Source organism: Chryseomicrobium excrementi (genome assembly GCF_002798305.1).
GTDB lineage: Bacteria > Bacillota > Bacilli > Bacillales_A > Planococcaceae > Chryseomicrobium > Chryseomicrobium excrementi.
Map to the genome: position 1 here is coordinate 146,973 of NZ_PCGR01000003.1, position 17,395 is coordinate 164,367.

The 17,395-nt window shown below is 43.8% G+C and carries 16 protein-coding genes and 1 pseudogene; 10 read left to right on the forward strand and 7 right to left on the reverse strand.

Features of this window, described 5'->3' with window-relative positions:
* Positions 1–19: 19 nt before the first annotated feature.
* Complete coding sequence (cax, locus tag CQS04_RS09755; protein ID WP_100353968.1) at positions 20–1,084, reverse strand: calcium/proton exchanger; 1,065 nt, start codon at positions 1,082–1,084, stop codon at positions 20–22.
* A gap of 405 nt (positions 1,085–1,489) precedes the next feature.
* Here cax and CQS04_RS14000 point away from each other — a divergent pair, with 405 nt between their 5' ends.
* On the forward strand, positions 1,490–1,612 hold the full coding sequence (locus tag CQS04_RS14000; RefSeq protein WP_281257848.1) for a hypothetical protein: 123 nt from the start codon (positions 1,490–1,492) through the stop codon (positions 1,610–1,612).
* 237 nt (positions 1,613–1,849) lie between these two features.
* Here CQS04_RS14000 and CQS04_RS09760 read toward each other — a convergent pair whose 3' ends face one another.
* On the reverse strand, positions 1,850–2,713 hold the full coding sequence (locus CQS04_RS09760; RefSeq protein WP_100353969.1) for an SDR family oxidoreductase: 864 nt from the start codon (positions 2,711–2,713) through the stop codon (positions 1,850–1,852).
* A 116-nt stretch (positions 2,714–2,829) separates the two neighbouring features.
* On the opposite strand from CQS04_RS09760, the gene CQS04_RS09765 reads away from it, so the two are divergent.
* A complete protein-coding gene (locus tag CQS04_RS09765) occupies positions 2,830–3,198 on the forward strand; it encodes a hypothetical protein (RefSeq protein ID WP_100353970.1) in 369 nt (122 codons plus the stop codon).
* Between the two features lie 260 nt (positions 3,199–3,458).
* On the opposite strand, the gene CQS04_RS09770 is transcribed toward CQS04_RS09765, so the two are convergent.
* Entirely contained in the window at positions 3,459–4,241 is a 783-nt protein-coding gene (locus CQS04_RS09770) for a DUF817 domain-containing protein (RefSeq protein WP_100353971.1), read from the reverse strand.
* Positions 4,242–4,582: 341 nt separating this feature from the next.
* Here CQS04_RS09770 and CQS04_RS09775 point away from each other — a divergent pair, with 341 nt between their 5' ends.
* Positions 4,583–5,530, forward strand: a complete 948-nt coding sequence (locus CQS04_RS09775; RefSeq protein WP_100353972.1) for a GGDEF domain-containing protein — start codon at positions 4,583–4,585, stop codon at positions 5,528–5,530.
* Positions 5,531–5,552: 22 nt separating this feature from the next.
* Here the strand turns inward: CQS04_RS09775 and CQS04_RS09780 are convergent, their stop codons facing one another.
* On the reverse strand, positions 5,553–8,003 hold the full coding sequence (locus CQS04_RS09780; RefSeq protein ID WP_100353973.1) for a sensor domain-containing protein: 2,451 nt from the start codon (positions 8,001–8,003) through the stop codon (positions 5,553–5,555).
* Positions 8,004–8,208: 205 nt separating this feature from the next.
* On the opposite strand from CQS04_RS09780, the gene CQS04_RS09785 reads away from it, so the two are divergent.
* From CQS04_RS09785 to CQS04_RS09815, 7 genes and pseudogenes are all read left to right on the forward strand, one after another.
* Positions 8,209–9,114, forward strand: a complete 906-nt coding sequence (locus CQS04_RS09785; RefSeq protein ID WP_100354169.1) for an ABC transporter ATP-binding protein — start codon at positions 8,209–8,211, stop codon at positions 9,112–9,114.
* The gene (locus CQS04_RS09790; protein WP_100353974.1) at positions 9,107–10,060 is read left to right on the forward strand and encodes an ABC transporter permease subunit; all 954 of its coding nucleotides are present in this window, start codon (positions 9,107–9,109) and stop codon (positions 10,058–10,060) included. Before CQS04_RS09785 ends, CQS04_RS09790 begins: the two co-directional genes overlap by 8 nt.
* A 65-nt stretch (positions 10,061–10,125) precedes the next feature.
* Complete coding sequence (locus tag CQS04_RS09795; protein WP_165775510.1) at positions 10,126–10,647, forward strand: NUDIX hydrolase; 522 nt, start codon at positions 10,126–10,128, stop codon at positions 10,645–10,647.
* 126 nt (positions 10,648–10,773) lie between these two features.
* Positions 10,774–11,823: pseudogene (locus tag CQS04_RS09800) on the forward strand (IS1595 family transposase).
* A gap of 89 nt (positions 11,824–11,912) precedes the next feature.
* Positions 11,913–12,332, forward strand: coding sequence for a GNAT family N-acetyltransferase (locus CQS04_RS09805; RefSeq protein WP_100353976.1), 420 nt, complete (start codon positions 11,913–11,915; stop codon positions 12,330–12,332).
* 202 nt (positions 12,333–12,534) lie between these two features.
* Complete coding sequence (locus CQS04_RS09810; protein ID WP_100353977.1) at positions 12,535–13,074, forward strand: sigma-70 family RNA polymerase sigma factor; 540 nt, start codon at positions 12,535–12,537, stop codon at positions 13,072–13,074.
* Complete coding sequence (locus CQS04_RS09815; protein WP_100353978.1) at positions 13,055–14,080, forward strand: anti-sigma factor; 1,026 nt, start codon at positions 13,055–13,057, stop codon at positions 14,078–14,080. The genes CQS04_RS09810 and CQS04_RS09815 overlap by 20 nt, the downstream gene beginning before the upstream one ends.
* Positions 14,081–14,114: 34 nt before the next feature.
* Here the strand turns inward: CQS04_RS09815 and CQS04_RS09820 are convergent, their stop codons facing one another.
* The 3 genes from CQS04_RS09820 to CQS04_RS09830 are packed head-to-tail and all read right to left on the reverse strand — an operon-like array spanning position 14,115 to position 17,365.
* Positions 14,115–14,885, reverse strand: a complete 771-nt coding sequence (locus CQS04_RS09820; protein ID WP_100353979.1) for a histidinol-phosphatase — start codon at positions 14,883–14,885, stop codon at positions 14,115–14,117.
* Positions 14,886–14,933: 48 nt separating this feature from the next.
* Entirely contained in the window at positions 14,934–16,661 is a 1,728-nt protein-coding gene (locus tag CQS04_RS09825; protein WP_100353980.1) for a sensor histidine kinase, read from the reverse strand.
* The gene (locus tag CQS04_RS09830; protein ID WP_100353981.1) at positions 16,658–17,365 is read right to left on the reverse strand and encodes a response regulator transcription factor; all 708 of its coding nucleotides are present in this window, start codon (positions 17,363–17,365) and stop codon (positions 16,658–16,660) included. Before CQS04_RS09830 ends, CQS04_RS09825 begins: the two co-directional genes overlap by 4 nt.
* Positions 17,366–17,395: the final 30 nt, after the last annotated feature.

Consider the following 17,395-nt stretch of genomic DNA (forward strand, 5'->3'; position numbering starts at 1 on the left):
AGGATGGCTTGTAGTTAGGTTACAGAAGATAAAAACCAATACCCATAATGACATAGGCAGCGAGCAACGTCAGGCCTTCAAACCAGTTCGATTCGCCATCGTTTGAGACAGCAATGGTTAAGAAGACAGCAGTCGCCATCGCGACTAGCTCGGGAACCGTGAAGACAAGGGACATTTGGGTGTCCATAAAGAGCGACACGATGACTAAGATCGGTGCAACGAACATCGCGATTTGCAATGTCGAACCAATTGCGATCTCTACCGCAATATCCATCTTGTTTTTAAATGCCATCAAAATGGCGGATGAGTGTTCAGCTGCATTTCCGACAATGGCAACGATGATTACCCCGATAAATAATTGGCTCCAACCGAATCGTTCTCCTACATCTTCAAACGTATGAACCAAATTCTCCGAGACATAAGCGACGGCAAGCGTGGCTAGTAATAAAATAAGCAGCGCTTTCCATTTGCCCCACTCGGCCTGTTCCTCTTCGCTATGTGCTTCGCTTTCCGCAGTAGTTTCGCGTGAGTAGACACCGCGGTGTGTGACGAGTTTGAAAAAGAGACCCGCCAAGTAAAGGACAATCATAATGATAGAGATTCCGACACTCAATTGAATCGAAGCCGTTTCATTCATCTCCATCGAAAAAATTTCCGGGATCACAAATGCCACAATCACAGCAAAGACAAGAAGTCCTGAATTGTGTCGGGCATCAAAAATACTAAATGTTTGGCGTTTGAACTTCAGTCCCCCTACAAAGAACGACAGTCCGGTCACGAGTAACAAGTTCCCGATTACGGAACCGGTCAGAGACGCGAGTACAACACCTACGAGTCCGGCTTGTAAGGCAAAAATAGAAATGATGAGTTCTACAGCGTTTCCGAACGTCGCATTTAATAAGCCGCCGATTCGCGGTCCACTGACAATCGCCAAACTCTCTGTTGCGCGACCCATAATGCTCGAAATTGCAATCACCGTGATGGCACAAATGGCAAACATCGCAATGCTCGACCAGTGCAAGAGGGAAGCGACTACTGTGAGCGGTACCCCAATGAACGCCACTATAGTAAAAATTTTATTCATCGAAAGACCTCCTTTTTTAAAAGAATAGGAATTGAGGTAACGCTAGTGCAGATAGGGAATAGTTGTGTTACAGGAAAGCACATCAACTATTCTAGTCTCTTATTGCACAATCTGGATGGCGCTAAACTCTTTTCATATCTTTTTGAAGTAGTCCTATCATTGAGCTGAGATAGGACCTTCCATCTTGAACGTGTTTATTAGCAGGAGCAATGGTTCTAGCGAGGTGTGAAGAATCGCAGAAATATGTATAGAGAGACCATCGGTTTCAGCTGCCCACGCAGAGGAAAATGCAGAGATCTTAAGCTATGAAGAATACAACGAGTTATTTCTATCCATGACAGAGAATCTTGAGATACCTGGCTACAACTCGGAAAGACGACGGCAATCCGTCAATTCACAGACCAGTTGGATCCATCGCGACTGATCAACAAGTTGGTTACACATTGCCTCCTGTTCGCAGCTTGGAACGGCGCACGAATCATTGATGACCGTATGATCAAAAAGGTGATCGAAGGTGAATTGGCGTGAAGAAAAGTCGCCATAGGACGAGTTCAACCATCTTCTGCTCTCAATTTGACATAGCTGGTTGGTCAGGAATAGAATGGTGCTGCGTTGGCAGACAGGGTACCGAGGTGGTATCATTTTATGTCCGAAGTGGTACTTGGTCATGTCTTTATAAAAATGAGAGCGTATCGCAGTTTTCACTGTGATACGCTCTCATTTACACATGTAGAGGAGGTTTTTTTAACCTCATTTTTATTTTGCTTATGAAATTTCTTTAACAAGTTGGTTAAGTGCTTCGTGAATCGGAGTTACCGGACGACCAAGGACTTTCTCAAAATCATTGCTTTTAACTTCTAGTGACCCGTTTCGAATGCTTTCTTGAATACCTACTACAATTGGAATCACAAAATCAGGTAAACCTACGCCTTTCATGATCTCTGCATATTTTTCATCATCAACTTGTTGGACAGGTATTTCTTTACCTAATACATTTCCAAGAGCAGATGCCAACTCTTCTTGAGTTAAAAGAGGACCAGAAAGTTCATAGGTCGTATTTTCGTGACCTTCTCCAACAAGCACTGCGGCTGCTGCTTCTGCATAGTCTTGTTGCAGTGCCCAGCCTACTTTACCTTCTCCAGCAGAAGTTACCCATGGAGCTCCCCCTATAGCACCTTGAATACTGCCAATTTCGTTCTCCAAATACCAGTTGTTACGCAAGAAAGAATATGGAATACCTGTCTTAAGAATAGCGGCTTCTGTTGCAACATGAGGTGGAGCCAAGAAAATCTTGTTCTCTGTTGCATTTGCCAAACTTGTATAAGCTATAAATTTTACGCCTGCACGCTCAGCTGCATTGACAGCATTCGTATGTTGTTGAATTCTTGTTTCATTGTCACCATCTGCAGAAATAATCAATAATCGGTCAATGCCTTTAAAAGCAGTATCTAATGTTTCTGGGTGGTCAAAATCTCCTTGTCGGACCTCCACTTTACGAGTACGAAGGTCTTCTGCTTTCTCTGGATTTCGAACACTCACTACCAAATCACTTGCAGGTACTGTCTTCAATAGTGTTTCGACAACTTTTGTCCCTAATTTCCCTGTTGCTCCAGTAACTAAAATTTTCATTAGTATTTCCTCCAGTGGTTTGGTATCCCTAAAATGGGGGACTCGTGCTTTATAAATAATGATGGTATCACAGTTATTTACGTCTTACAAACGCCAGGTTACCACAAATAATTTGAATGCCTCCAAGCAATTCTGCTCCCCAGATAAATGCAACCTTTGCTGCCATTGATATCTCGCCGATCCCTCGTGTATTTGATAAGAAGACGATACGTGAGGCCCCAAAAGAACGGAACTACGGTGCAATGATCTATTCATTGATCGCTCGTGTGGTGAAGCGAATCCCGATAATTAAGCATCTGGTCAAACGTCTCAAGTCCGACACCTTCTTCCGTTTCGATTGTGGGTTCCTACCTTCTAATGGGCTCGAAGAACAATGGAGAACTGAAAGGGCAGCAGAATTGGAGGCTCGTCCCCACTTCTATTATGTAACGCACACAAACAATGCCTGTAAGCTTGCCATCGACCGTCTAGATGTTTTGCTGTAAACTGAAAACAAAGCTGCTGAAGAATACGTAGTAGAAGAAGATACGACACTAGCTGCCGAGAAACTTATTGAATTTCTTGAGAAGTAACAAAGTCCATTCAAACTTCTTAACAATCCACCTGTGGAGAACTCTACTACTTATCAAGGGGTAATGTGGATAAAGTTTGAAAGTAAACTTGCTAACATGTGGATAAGTAGTGCCGGTTGTTTCTATATAAACTGTGGATAACGAAACCTTCCTGAAAGTTGAGGAAGGTTTTTTCACGTAATCTTTTCTTTCACGACTTTCAAGTTTGCTACGATCAAGAAGCTGACGATGACAAGAAGGAGCCAAGAGCTGATTTTGCCAAGATGAACGAGCTGCCAGCCGTCTTGCTGGTCAGGGTAATGCCACGCACCAAGAAGCGTCGCAATATTTTCGCCAACCCAGATCAGCAAGCCGATGAGGAAGAAGTAGACGATAAGAGGCAAGTGGACGCGAGAACTGTTGTAAAAAAACGTGAGTTTTGTGCGGAAAAACACAACGACAACAAGTCCAAATAGCACCCATCGGAAATCCCATATGTAATGATGCGTAAAGAAGTTTAAATAGATACCAGTGGCAAGAGGAACAGCTAAATAAAGAGAGGGCCATTTGAGTAGTTTCACATCAAAGATACGCCAAAACTGACAGAGATAGCTCGCGACACTTGCATACATGAAGCCGCTGAAGAGCGGAACGTTCATAATTTTAAACAGACCTTCTTCCGGGTAACTCCAGGACCCCATATTCACCTTGAATATCTCCATCAACAAGCCAATCAAGTGAAAGACGGTGATGACCTTGAGTTCATCGACGGTCTCTAAGCCTGTTTTGACCATAACGAACTGCATGAGCAGACAAAAGATCAGCAGCCAATCGTATCTGGCGAGAAAGGGCAGATCGATAACAAGCGTTGTGCCAAGAATCACAAAGATGAACAGAGGAAAAATAGCAGCTCGCAGCTGATACGTTACAAAGTGGATAAGAGAATAGGGTCTAGTAAGTTCTACAGAATGCTCCATGCTCATACCTCCTTAACTAAGATTAAGGAGATAATAGCATGATGTTTATCGAATAACAATAAATATGTATTTAAAAAGAATAAACTAGTACCTTTATTCGATTTATTTAGTCATATGTTCGTATTTGTAAGCTAGAAAATATTTAAACTTAAGGATCAATACTTCATAAGTTCCTGACCAAGTAGAGAGTAGTTTAGTAAAATAAGACTAAATATTCAATCAATTTTCTTGTGATGGAAAATATTAAAGTGTCAAAATAATCAATATTTTTTTGTTCAAGACCTATAACATGAACTATATAGGAAGTAAATTATTGGATATTGGACGGAGAGGAGATTGACATGGCTGAACTTATTTCAAACGCCTTGGAAAGTGATTTGAACTTTATGCGTCTGTTTGATTATGTAGAAGATCTGGTGTTTCTAGTGGAAGTCGATGAAGACCAGTTCCGCTACCGCTATATCAATCAGTCTGTAAAGAAGCTCGTTGGGCTAAACGACCTCATTATCGGGCGCACGGTGCTCGAGGTAATCGAGGACAAGGAAGAAGGCCAGTTTCTGCACAAGCAGTATGAACATGTGTCACAATTAAAAGAGGGAATCAAGTATCTTCATACGATCAAAGCGCCGGGAGTTCGGTACATAGGAGAGACCACGATGTACCCCTTGTCGGACAAAGAGAAGTGCTGCAAATACGTGCTAGCTATCGTGAAAGACGTCACAGAGAAACAGGAGATCGAGCAGAAGCTTGCCAAGATGGCTTTCTATGATTATTTGTCTGAGCTACCAAATCGTAGACTATTTGATGATCGATTGACGATGGCTATTCAACTGGCTCGACGGAATGGCACGAAAGTGGGGCTCATCTTTTTGGATGGACATCGCTTTAAGCGCATCAATGATACTTACGGACATATCGTAGGGGACGCGGTCATCGTGCAGATTGCCCGGAAACTCGAGAAGACAGTTCGGGAAGTAGATACGGTAGGGCGTCTTGGCGGGGATGAGTTTGCTATGATCTTGCCAGGACTCGAAACAGCAGAAGATGCGCTGATTGTAGCCCGTCGTATTGTTCAGGAGTTTAAAGAACCGCATCAAATAGAAGGGCATCTCATCGACTTCAAAGTGGATATGGGGATTGCGGTGTATCCTGATCATGCGGAAGACAAAAAGACGCTCATTCACTGCGCAGACCAGGCGCTTTATGCCACAAAGTCCTGTGCAGATACCCGGTTCTCCGTCTACACCTTTGATATGGACGGCAATAGCCTTGTCTCTCCCAAAAAGTAAAAGCCGACGCTGAGTCGGCTTTTTATGTGCGTATTTTTAAGAGGTCCGTAATGGCTTCTTCAGGTTGTGGGCGAGCATAGAAATACCCTTGCAACAGGTCACAGCCAAGACGTTTGAGAGCAACAGCCTGCGCTTCTGTCTCCACACCTTCTGCCACGATTTCTGTGCCGAGATTGTGACCGAGAGCGATGATGGCTCCGACAATCGCTTCGCCATTATCAGAATCTAGATCTTGGATAAAGGCCTGGTCAATCTTCAGTTGATGGATTGGGAAATAGCGCAGCTGTTTGAATGAGCTGTAGCCCGTCCCAAAGTCATCCATTGCAATACAGACACCGAGTTTACGTAAATCATGCAAAATTCGTGCAGCTGCATCTTCTTGCATCGCAATAGATTCCGTGATCTCCAGAATCAAGTACTGCGGTTCCAAATCGGTCTCAAACAAAATATCGGCCACTCGCTGGACCAAATCCTGTTGGTAGAACTGGCGAAGTGAGAGGTTTACGGATACCGGTACGAAGACCCCGTGTTCTAGCTGCCACTTCTTATTCGTCTCACATGCCTTACGAAGCACCCATTCTCCGATAGGTACGATTAAACCGTTTTCTTCTGCAAGGGGGATGAAGTCTGCAGGAGACACCTGCCCGAGCTGCGGACTGTGCCAGCGTAACAAGGCTTCAAAACCCGCCAGTTGTTCAGTATCCGCCCGGTACTGGGGCTGGTAGTGGAGCGAGAACTCCTCATATTGTAATGCTCTATGAAGAAGTGAAGCCATCTCGAGCGTATTCTTCGTCAGACCCCCGATATGCTGGTTATAGAACTGGTAATTGTTGCGACCGATACGTTTTGCATGGTACATAGCGAGATCTGAAGACTTCAAGATGCCTTTGACGTCTTGCGCGTCTTTCGGATACAGCGCCACTCCGATACTGGCTGTTAGCACGGCCTCGAACCCATCTAAAATGAGCGGTCGTTGCATCTCATCGATGATGCGTCCCGCAACAGCATGAACCGTCGCTTCGCACGTCTTCTTTAAGATGACGGTGAACTCATCCCCGGCATATCTGTACACATCTCCGTTACCGTCCACACATGCAACTATGCGGTCTGCCACTTCACAGAGTACCCGGTCTCCTGCCTCATGTCCCAAATAGTCGTTGAAGAACTTGAAACGGTCAAGGTCAATCAATAGCACGGCAGACACTTCACCATCTTGGTGGGGTTTCGTGGTCAGTTCAGTCAAATCGTCCTGGAACAGTCGTTGGTTGCCAAGTGACGTCAGCGGGTCGTGATAAGCCATGAATTTGGCCAAATTTTCATGACGCCGAATTTCGGTAATGTCATTGCATACACAATGGATAGCTGAGATTTCTCCGTCGATCCAAACAGGAATTAACATGACGTGCAATAAACGCTCCGTTCCATCTTTCGCGATGACGGTCATCTCGTATTGACGAGGCTTTCCATCCAATACTAGTTGGAAGTTTTCATAGGAATCCTTCCGCCGTGTCGGATCAATGAGCTTTGTGAACGACTCGCCGAGAAGTTCATCTAAAGAGAAATCAATCAGTTCCATAGCCGCTGCATTGATTCGGATGAAGCGTCCCTGTAAATCAAATGTCAGTACGGGATTGATGTTATAGTCAAACAAGGCTTTGTAGCGCTGTTCATTCTCTTTAAGCAGGTTTTCCATCGTCACTTTGTCGGTGATGTCTTGTGCGATACCGATTAAACCCGTGATTTTGTCATTCACCAATACGGGGATGGCGGTAACATCTACATCAAGAACAGTAGAAGTCCCCGTCTTAATCTTTGTAGTGAAGCGTGCTGGTTGGCCCTGCAGTACTTTATAGAAATGTTTCCGCAGAAAGTTTAGATTGTCTACGGCTATCAATTCTTTGACATCTTTTTCAACAATCTCTTCCTCTTTGTAGTGAAGCACTTGTAGACCTGTCGCATTGATAGATGTGATGCGCCCATCTACATGTAAAGAAAATGCAATGTCTGGGTTGTGAGTGAAGAGCGAGCCAAATTGTTGCTCGGATTTTTTGAGCTGTTGCTGTGTCTTGTGATGGTCCGTGATATTGATGATGCTCACCACACAGATTACTTCTCCACATTCTAATGCAACGGTATGGGGCTCAATTTTTAAAGCATAGCCCGTCAAATTCTTCTTGAGGGGGCTGCTTTTGATAGGAATTCCTTGGTTCCGTGTCTGTTCACGGAGTGCTTCAATGTCCCCATCTGAAGGAATCTCAAAGAGTTCTTCCCAAGTGTAGGTATAAAGTTCTTCTTTGGAGAGCTGGATCAGTTCTAGTGCTTTTTGGTTCACATAAAATAAGCGGTCAGGGTACTTCTGATCACGCGTAGTAAATAAACAGACGGGGTCTGGAAAGTTTTCAATGATTCGTGAAAAGTCATTTGCTGAATACAGCGATGCAAGTAGAGGGTCAAACTGGTTCTGAATGTTCATGGCTCACCTTCTCGTCATGGCGTTTGTCTAGTTTGAGTATACTCGAACATTTAGTAAAAATCAGTAGAATAGGGAGAAAAAAGTGTGTTTTCTGACAATTTAGGAAGGTGAAAGAGGAGAAGAATATGAAACTTTTTCCCATTTTTTTCGTACGTACTAGAGACAGTATAAAAGGAGTGAGGATGTGAAGGAACAACTGGCAGTAATGGAACTCGTCAATTTGAAAAAGACCATTCGCAAAAAAGAGATTATTAAAGGCATCAGCTTTCAGATTCAGCGTGGGGAAGTCTTTGGTTTTCTAGGGCCTAATGGAGCCGGGAAGACTACGACAATCCGGATGATGGTGGGACTGATGGGCATCACGGACGGAGATGTTCTGATTGAAGGCAAGAGTATCCGAAACGAGTTTAAACAGGCGGTGCGCCACGTGGGTGCGATTGTTGAGAACCCGGAGATGTACCCGTTCCTCAGCGGCTGGAAGAACTTGCAGCAGTATGCAAGAATGATGGAAGGCATTACAGAAGAACGCATTCGTGAAGTGGTGGCGCTTGTTGGTTTAGAGAAAGCGATTCATGAGAAAGCCGGTCGCTATTCACTCGGAATGCGCCAGCGACTAGGTATTGCACAAGCCCTTTTACATAACCCGTCCATCTTGATCTTGGATGAGCCGACGAACGGACTGGACCCTTCAGGGATTCGTGAAATCCGTCTGTATCTACGGAAGCTTGCCGAAGAAGAGAATGTGGCTGTCATCGTATCGAGCCACTTGCTGAGCGAGATCGAGTTGATGTGTGACCGCATCGGAATCATCAAGAACGGGAAGCTCATTGCTATTGAACAAGTGAAGAAAACGACTGTAGAAGATGAGGCACTCATTGTCCAATTAGAAGCAGAGCCAGTGAACGGAGCGTTGCAGATCGTGAAGAGTCACATTCTAGGGGACGTTGTAGTAGAAGGCAACCTGTTGACGTTCTCAACGAATCGGGATGCACTGCCAGCTATTATCAAAGCACTCGCCATGAAGGATGTAGCTGTATATGGTCTGCATCATCAGCGCGCGACTCTGGAAGACAAATTCTTTGATCTGATTGGAGAGAATGTCATTGGCTAACTTTTTAAAGCTCGTCTGGAACGAGCAAGTCAAACTGTTTAATCGCAAATCGTCTTGGGTGATGATCGGGTTCATCTTGGTACTCGTCATTGTCAATGGCGTCATGACGCAGTTCTTCGGAAGTGACGAGCAAGAGACCGTTTATAGCGACAACTGGCGAGAAGAGCTTGTTGCAGAAAACGAGAAGATTCTCGCTAACACCAATGAAGAGGACATGAACTATTACCTCGATCAAGAGCAACTGGCAAAGAACACGTTCTATTTAGAAGAAGACCAGAAGCCGATTCCCTACGATGCACTGACGTTTACTTATGAGAGCTATATGCTGCTGCTGCTCATCACCATTTTTACGATCATCGTAGCATCTAGTATCGTTGCGAACGAGTTCAAGTGGGGGACTATCAAGCTGTTATTGATTCGTCCGATTCAACGCTCAAAGATCTTGTTTGCGAAATATGTTTCTGTATTTTTATTTTCGGGAATTTTGATGGTCGTGTTACTTGTTTTCTCTTTCCTAGTGGGAGCGGTACTCTTTGGTGTGAACGGTTTGTCTGGAGACATCCTGTTGACGAAACCGATGGGTGGCTATGAGATTGCTAGTGCATGGGCTGCGACGTTTAAGGAGTACGGATTGAACTTGGTAGCACTCGTTGTCATGGCGACTCTTGCATTCATGATTTCGGTATTGTTCCGAAGCAGTGCCATGGCTATTGGCCTTTCCATCTTCTTGCTGATGGCTGGAAACGGACTTGTCTTGTTCTTATCGAAGTATGCTTGGGTGAAGTTCATCTTGTTTGCAAACTTGAACCTCGGCCAGTACTTTAACGGAGGCACGCCTACCATCGAAGGGATGACGCTCGCATTTTCTGTTACCGTACTTGTAGCGTATTTTGTAGTCTTTATCGTTGCGGCATTCTGGTCGTTTACAAAGCGGGATATCGCATAGTAGACATCTGAACCTCTTTCGCCTATAGTAAGACTTCTATGAAAGAGCGGATGGAGGACAACCAGATGGAACTATGGGATGTTTATAATGAAAAGCGCGAGAAGACCGGGCGGACGCATGTGCGAGGCAGTGTGCCCCCGCTTGCTGAGGGAGACTACCATATCGTAATCGACGTCTGGACGTTCTTACCAGATGGACGTCTATTGTTGTCACAGCGAGATCCCGCAAAACCGAGCGGGTTGCTTTGGGAGTCAACGGGTGGTTCGATTACGGTGGGAGAATCCAGCCGGATCGGTGCGGTGCGTGAAGTGGAAGAGGAATTAGGTTTATTTATAAACCCGGAAGAGCTCATCTTACTCGGTGAAATCATTCGTAACGACTCATTGATTGACGTCTACGCTACACGGTTGCCACAAATGATCAGCTTGGAAAACTTGTCCTATCAGATCGGCGAAGTCATTGATGCGCAACTCGTGACAAAAGAACAATTCTTTGAGCTGGCGGAGGAAGGCGTTCTGACGAAGAACATGCTACCTCGCTATGAGCTCTATAAAGATGTTCTGGATACATTCTTTGAAAAGAACTGACCTACAGATCCTCGAGAAACTTCGGGGATCTTTTTTCTTTTGTGAAGGCTATGTTAAAGGTTAATGTTGATATTTGAATTTAACGAACATTTGTTCTATAATATAAGTATCAATTGAATGCTGGTGATGACAGTGAGAGCGACTGATATTCTTAAAGAAATACAAAAATTAAATCCAGCAGAGAAACAAAGGCTACGAGCATTTCTTATCGATGCTCTCACTGCTTCATCTTCAACAGGAAACGCTTTACAAGAGATTTCTGAACGCAAAAATAAACAGGGATATACCTGCCAACACTGCCAATCCAAACACGTTGTCAGATTCGGCAAATACACTACCCTTGTAGATGGTGATGAAGTAAAGAAACAACGTTATCACTGTAAATCCTGTACTGCCACTTTCACCGATTTAACCAACACCGCACTTTATAGAACCCGTCGTCTGAATAAATGGATAAAATTCATTGAATGTATGATTGATGGGTACTCCCTCCGTAAGTCAGCCGAAATGGTCAAAGGGGTAACACACGTCACACTGTTTTACTGGAGACATAAACTATTATCAGCACTGAAACAAATTGAAGTAGCGAACTTTCAAGGTATCGTTGAAATGGACGAGACCTATTTCTTGTACTCTGAAAAAGGACAGAAGAAAATCACAGGAAGAAAACCTCGTAAACGTGGTGGAAAAGCCAAAAAACGTGGAATTAGCAAGGAGCAGGTCTGTGTTTTAGTAGCAAGAGACCGTGACAAAAATACAGTTTCGACAACCCTTGGTGTAGGCAGAATAAAAAAAGAGCAGTTAGACAAAGCCATTGGTCAAAAACTGTCATCTCAAAATGTATTATGTACAGACTCCTGGCGAACGTTCAGAACCTACGCTACTGACAAAGGTATGCCCATTTATCAGTTCAAATCAGACGGGAAGGTCCGTACAAAAGGTCTTTATCATATCCAAAACGTCAACAGTTACCACAGTAGACTGAAAGGATGGATACAGCGTTTTAATGGTGTGGCAACGAAATATCTTGATAACTACCTCGCTTGATTCCAGGTACTTGAAAGCATTCAGCACCAACTGAACGAAGTGACAGTCAATGATATGATAATTAAAGGGAATTTAATTCCAATCGTTGAAACATATGATAAACTAAGGACATCTAAGTTCACGAAATAATCTTATTTCTTATTCAACTAACGGGGCAGGTTACTTGAAGAAGTATCTTGTGGAACTTTATTTAAACACTTAATTGTTAGGGGGATAATATGGTAAATGATTATGAAGTTTTATATACAACTCCAACTTTAGATGAATACATTAATTTGTGTTCAAGTGTAGGTTGGAAAGATCATATGAATTTTGAAGTAGCAGAAGCCTCACTACGAAATTCAGTCTTTTCAGTGATTATTAAAGATAACAACAAAGTTATAGGAATGGGAAGGATTGTTGGGGATGGTGCAATCTATTACTACATTCAAGATATAGTTGTACATCCTAAATATCAAGGATATGGAATCGGAAAAGAAATTATGAACACATTAATGAGTTACATTGAAAATAATGCACCTAATAAGGCATTTATCGGGCTATTCGCTTCAGAGGGGAAAGTAGACTTTTATGAAAAATATCATTTTAAAGATTACTCACCAAATATGACAGGGATGTTCAAAGTAAATCTCAAATAAATATATCTCGTTTCATATTCAACTATTGGTGAGCGTTAGTTTAAGAAGGCACTAATAACAACGAAAAGGACTTCCAAATATATGGAAGTCCTTTTATCATAGTAAAAAACAACATTAAACTTTAACAAAGCCTTTGTGAAAATAAGGTGTAACACATTTTCCATCCATTCGTAGTACAAGTAGAGAAACAAAGGAGGAGCAGATGAATTCACCACAGGGCAGTTTAGAAGAGCTTTACCGCCACTATGCCAAACCACTCTATTTGTATCTGCTCAAGCTGTCCGGCTCTCCTCCTTTGGCTGAGGATCTGACGCAGGAGACCTTCGTACGCGCGACCATTTCGCTTCATACATACGAAGGGGAAGAAGCACGAGCATGGCTGTTTAAAGTGGCGAGGAACGTCTACTTAGACGAGTGGCGGAAACGCAAGAAGCGGCAAGACAGTTGGCTCGGAGCCGTCTGGCGTCAGCAGGAGATGCTGAGTCCGGAGGGACAACCCGAAGAACAGGTGCTCCAGTTAGAACACGCTGAAGAAGTCTCAGCACTTCTTGCCTTTCTACCAGAGCAGTACCGGACCATTCTCTACTTACGAGAATACGAACAGTTTACATACGAAGAAATTGCCGAAGCCATGCAAGTGTCTCTTGATCAAGTGAAAGTCACCTTGTACAGAGCTCGCAAACGGTACCAGCAGCTAGCGGAACGGAAAGGATGGAACCCTTATGAACACGAAGTGGAATAAAGATGTAGAGAAACGAATTCTCCGGAAGTCGCGGTTCACGCTGACGTTTCGGATTGTGCGGATTTTGATAGTGGCAGTCTTCCTTTACGCAGTTTACGTGAGCGCGCTAGATGTCTATGCCAATACATCAAAGAGCTTGAAGAAGGCTCATTTTTATAATGAGCTCGCTATTGAATGGATGCACCCGAATGTGAGATCGGATATGCCACAAGCGGACTGGCAAGTTGATTTGCTTTGGAGTGGGAAAGCCGCTTTTCCTCTATATAAAAAAGTAGGGTTGCACACAGTTCCTGTAGGAGAAGCTGAGGTGACGAAACCGGTATGGCCGCTGCTAGGATCTCAATCAGTAGAGCTAGAAGGGAATCGGGATTATGCAGAAATTGAGTTTCAATTTTACTATCCGGAACATCCGATGACACAAGAGCCTTTAGGACATGAGGAGTTTCCGGAAACATGGGAGACACTTGAGCGATTGCCCGAAGGAACGGTTGCAGAACTTGCATTTTCTTTGGATTCTTTTATGACTGCTGAAGAGCTACTCGATAAGTTGGCAGACTATGATTTGCATGTTACCTGGATGGCGTTGCATGCAGGAGAAAATGAAAAGGGTTCTGGCATTCAACAAACGAGCTATGGTCTCACTGCAGCCGAAGAAGAAACATTGGTAGGCGAGCCAATAGGCCTTGTACCTGCCTACACGATGGAAAAGGATTATATGGGAAGTACGCTATTTTATGCATTAGAAAAAAACTCTTTAGAGGATTCCCAAAAAGCTATGTTAGACAATATGTCGATGATTTTAAAAGAATCTAAAGACTATCAAGAATCTTTCCTGGGTCTTCAAGATCTTCAGTACCGCTACAACTACATCAAAGAGAATGGTTTCATCGTCTACGGAGCTGTTGTGACAGGACCTTCTAAAGAACTTCTGAAGCTACAGGATGAAGAAGGAATTGAAAGTGCTCAGCTCGGTGAAGTGGAACTCTGGAAGTGGGAAAACAAATAAAACTCTGCCGCAATTGAATTGCGGCAGAGTTTTTTTATAGGTAAGGCTCACTCCAAGCACCTAGCTCAGCGGTGAGTTGTTGTTGCAAAAAAGTCTTTTCGGAGGAGGCCATCACTTTAACTGTGTAAGCGCCTTGCTCAAGTAAAGCTCGTAGTTCACCAACTGTCGAAAATGAAGTATCCAGTTTCGTGTAGACTTTTCCAAAATGGTTACGGTGAAATGCACCACTGCCACCTAGCACTGATTTGTTTAGTTCTATACCTAACTGTTCTACTTCGCTCGCATTCACTTCAAGTGAGCGCAGGCGAAGATCTTGGCCATTCATTTCAATGGCATCTAAACGCTCTAAAACATGTGGTTCAAGAGTAAACAAGTCGCGTTGCTGAATGACCGGATGACCGGCAATCAAAAGAACGTCCTGCGATGCCGTTAGTTCCAGTAACTTCTCAATTGGAATGTAATTTAATTTATGTGTATAGGGTTGTAGCTGCATACGAAGTGCGCGAATATTGATGCGACTGCCGATCAATAGAATATGTTCTAGTTCCCGAGTGTGCACTTCCATTCCGGGAAAGACGCGAAGTCCATCGACTAGATAATAGCCGTCCTCATAAGGGTAAAATTCATCAAGTGTACCAAATACATCAAAGAAATGGCGTGTGTTGAAATGTTCCGTGAGCGCGAATCCATCAAGACCGGATTCTTTAGCGGCTTTTACAAGCGATCGAAAGTGGCGGATTGAAAACTCATCATATTTGGTTAGTTTTCCGTGCGTATGGAAGTCAAAGTTCATCACGATGCACATCCTTTCTACCTCGTAGTATACGCAGTTGTTGTTACGAGAGAATGAAGGCTATGATAATTTTTTGTAAATATACGACTTCCACGGAAATATCACTTCAATCGTAGCTCCCTTATCAACTTGCGAGTGAACTTCAATAGTTCCACTATGCAACTCAATGAGCTGTTTCGTAATAGCGAGGCCAAGGCCTGTTCCGAGAGTTGTGTCGGATACACCTGTTCCTCGGTAGTAGCGGTCAAACAGCCGCTGTCTTGTTTCTTCCGTCATACCCACGCCGTTGTCCTGAATCACTAGCTGAAACGAATCCGTTCTCTTCGTTAAGTGGATCTGTATCTTGGTGCCTTCTGGATTGTATTTAATCGCGTTTCCTAAAAGGTTCTGAAGGATGCGGGTGAAATGGTTCAAGTCCATATCATACTCAAAAGGTTCTTTTGGCAGTTCCATTGAGTAGGTTTGTTCTTCTTTCAAGTGAGTACTCATAAACGATTCCGTAATCGTCTGAACGGTCGAGACCATTTCTAACGTTTCCAAGAAAACAGGTAGACCATCATTCTTGATTCGGTAAGTCAGCGTCAGATCTTCAATCAGTCCGGACATATAAAGAGAGTTGCGCTCAATCACCTCTGTAAACTCGTTCACTTCATGACGCGACCACTCATACTCTGGATTGTTCATCATCACGGAGTAGCCATAGATAGCACTGAGTGGTGTCTTCAAGTCATGGGAAAGTCCCGTGATCCATTCTTCACGAGTTTCTTCGGTCTTTTGTTGTTGTAGTTTATTGTGTTGTAGAGTGTGTGTGAGTTTAGATAGGGACTCCAACACTTCTTTGAACGGCTTAAATGGTTTTCGGAGCTTGCCGTTCTTTTTCGTACTGACAGGCTTTCCTTTTTTGTCGATTGGTTCTTGGAGCTCATCTTCTGCTAAAAGCTGCAACCAGCGAATGATGTGAATCACAGGACGCCCTAAGCGGATTGCATACCAAATGGCTAGAGCGAGCAGTAGACCTAAAATGACCAACATAGTCATAGAAAAAGTGGAGAGGATCGTCGTATTCATAGCTTGAGTCGTACCGGTCATCTTTTCATTTGGTCTTACACCGATATAAGTGAGCCTAGTTTCCGGATTATAATAAGTCACGATCACTTCGGTCCGGTCCACATTGGTTGCTTGGAAGTCGACGAGTTCGTGGAGCGTCGGTTGGTTCACTTTTGGGGTTGTTTCAAAGCTGTCTACTAAAGTCGTTTCATTGTAAACATAGAGATTGGCTTGTAGTTCTTTGGCAACCTTTTGGTCTTCCTCGGTCATATTAGTAAACGAAGTATCTTCGATACGAGTGAGCAAGTCACGGATTTTTTCGCTTTTCCCTAAGACGGCTATGTAAGGTTTATCTTCAAACGTTAACGCCAAAAGCCTAGTAGATGGACCTGCAGTATCATAAAGCGACGCAAAATCAGGGGTCGAATAGCTGGTGGGCACCTCTACAGGAACGTCGTGATTAAACAACACGGTTCCGTCTTCTGAGACGATTTGCAACCAAGCATCTTGCGAGTCTAAACCCTCAAGGAGAGAGTCTCGAACTTCTACTTCATCGTCTTCAATAGAAATAGCCACTTCTAGATAATCCGATGACAACGTCGAGATGTCGTTACCGGATTCCTGCTCAAGGAGTGTAAAGCCAATCAGCAGAGTAGATGTAATGAGTGCGACGATGATAACAAAAAGGACAAATATGAACTGACTGATATACCGGAAAACTAAGCGCTGAATCACCGTCATTGTGCAACCTCAGAAACGAATTTGTAACCAAGTCCTCGCAACGTGAGAAGATAACGCGGCTTGCTAGGGACGTCTTCGATCTTTTCCCGGAGCTTGCGTATATGGACAGTCACCGTTGTATCGTCCCCAAAAGACATCTCTCCCCAGACCTGCTCGTAAATCTGTTCTTTTGAGAAGATGCGATTAGGTGACGCGGCAAAGAAGCACAACAAGCGAAAAAGCTGAGCCGTTAGTTGGAGAGGCACTCCGTTTTTATAAGCTGTTCCTTCTTCGAGTCGGATTTCTAAATCGCCTATATAATGAACTTTCGTTTCTTGACGAGAGCCCAGTAGCGCCTCTTGTCGTTTTAGGTGTGCCTTTATGCGTGCTACCAGCTCCAGCGGATTGAATGGTTTTGTTATGTAATCGTCGGCGCCATAAGCAAACCCAGAGATCTTGTCTAAATCGGAGCTTCTCGCCGTCAGAAAGAAGATGGGCACATCAGAAAGTCTTCGGATTTCAGTACATACTTCATAGCCTTGCATATCCGGAAGCTGCACATCAAGTAAGATTAAATCAAATGGCTGTGCCTGAACGAGTGTGAGTGCTTCTTGGCCAGAAGCGGCAGTCGACAGATTGACAAAGCCTTCCTTATGTAATACCGTAGTTACCATTTTTAATAGTACCGGTTCGTCATCGACGACCAGTAGACGTGCGTGTTTCATACAATCACCTCATGTAGCACTATAGCATAC

What these genes read in the sequence shown, in the direction of transcription:
- CQS04_RS09820 (WP_100353979.1), bottom strand. Translation starts at nt 14,885, where the DNA reads ATGTGCATCGTGATGAACTTTGACTTCCATACGCACGGAAAACTAACC.
- cax (WP_100353968.1), bottom strand. Translation starts at nt 1,084, where the DNA reads ATGAATAAAATTTTTACTATAGTGGCGTTCATTGGGGTACCGCTCACA.
- CQS04_RS09825 (WP_100353980.1), bottom strand. Translation starts at nt 16,661, where the DNA reads ATGACGGTGATTCAGCGCTTAGTTTTCCGGTATATCAGTCAGTTCATA.
- CQS04_RS09785 (WP_100354169.1), top strand. Translation starts at nt 8,209, where the DNA reads ATGGAACTCGTCAATTTGAAAAAGACCATTCGCAAAAAAGAGATTATT.
- CQS04_RS09760 (WP_100353969.1), bottom strand. Translation starts at nt 2,713, where the DNA reads ATGAAAATTTTAGTTACTGGAGCAACAGGGAAATTAGGGACAAAAGTT.
- CQS04_RS09780 (WP_100353973.1), bottom strand. Translation starts at nt 8,003, where the DNA reads ATGAACATTCAGAACCAGTTTGACCCTCTACTTGCATCGCTGTATTCA.
- CQS04_RS09830 (WP_100353981.1), bottom strand. Translation starts at nt 17,365, where the DNA reads ATGAAACACGCACGTCTACTGGTCGTCGATGACGAACCGGTACTATTA.
- CQS04_RS09815 (WP_100353978.1), top strand. Translation starts at nt 13,055, where the DNA reads ATGAACACGAAGTGGAATAAAGATGTAGAGAAACGAATTCTCCGGAAG.
- CQS04_RS09765 (WP_100353970.1), top strand. Translation starts at nt 2,830, where the DNA reads ATGCCTCCAAGCAATTCTGCTCCCCAGATAAATGCAACCTTTGCTGCC.
- CQS04_RS09805 (WP_100353976.1), top strand. Translation starts at nt 11,913, where the DNA reads ATGGTAAATGATTATGAAGTTTTATATACAACTCCAACTTTAGATGAA.
- CQS04_RS09775 (WP_100353972.1), top strand. Translation starts at nt 4,583, where the DNA reads ATGGCTGAACTTATTTCAAACGCCTTGGAAAGTGATTTGAACTTTATG.
- CQS04_RS09795 (WP_165775510.1), top strand. Translation starts at nt 10,126, where the DNA reads ATGGAACTATGGGATGTTTATAATGAAAAGCGCGAGAAGACCGGGCGG.
- CQS04_RS09810 (WP_100353977.1), top strand. Translation starts at nt 12,535, where the DNA reads ATGAATTCACCACAGGGCAGTTTAGAAGAGCTTTACCGCCACTATGCC.
- CQS04_RS09770 (WP_100353971.1), bottom strand. Translation starts at nt 4,241, where the DNA reads ATGGAGCATTCTGTAGAACTTACTAGACCCTATTCTCTTATCCACTTT.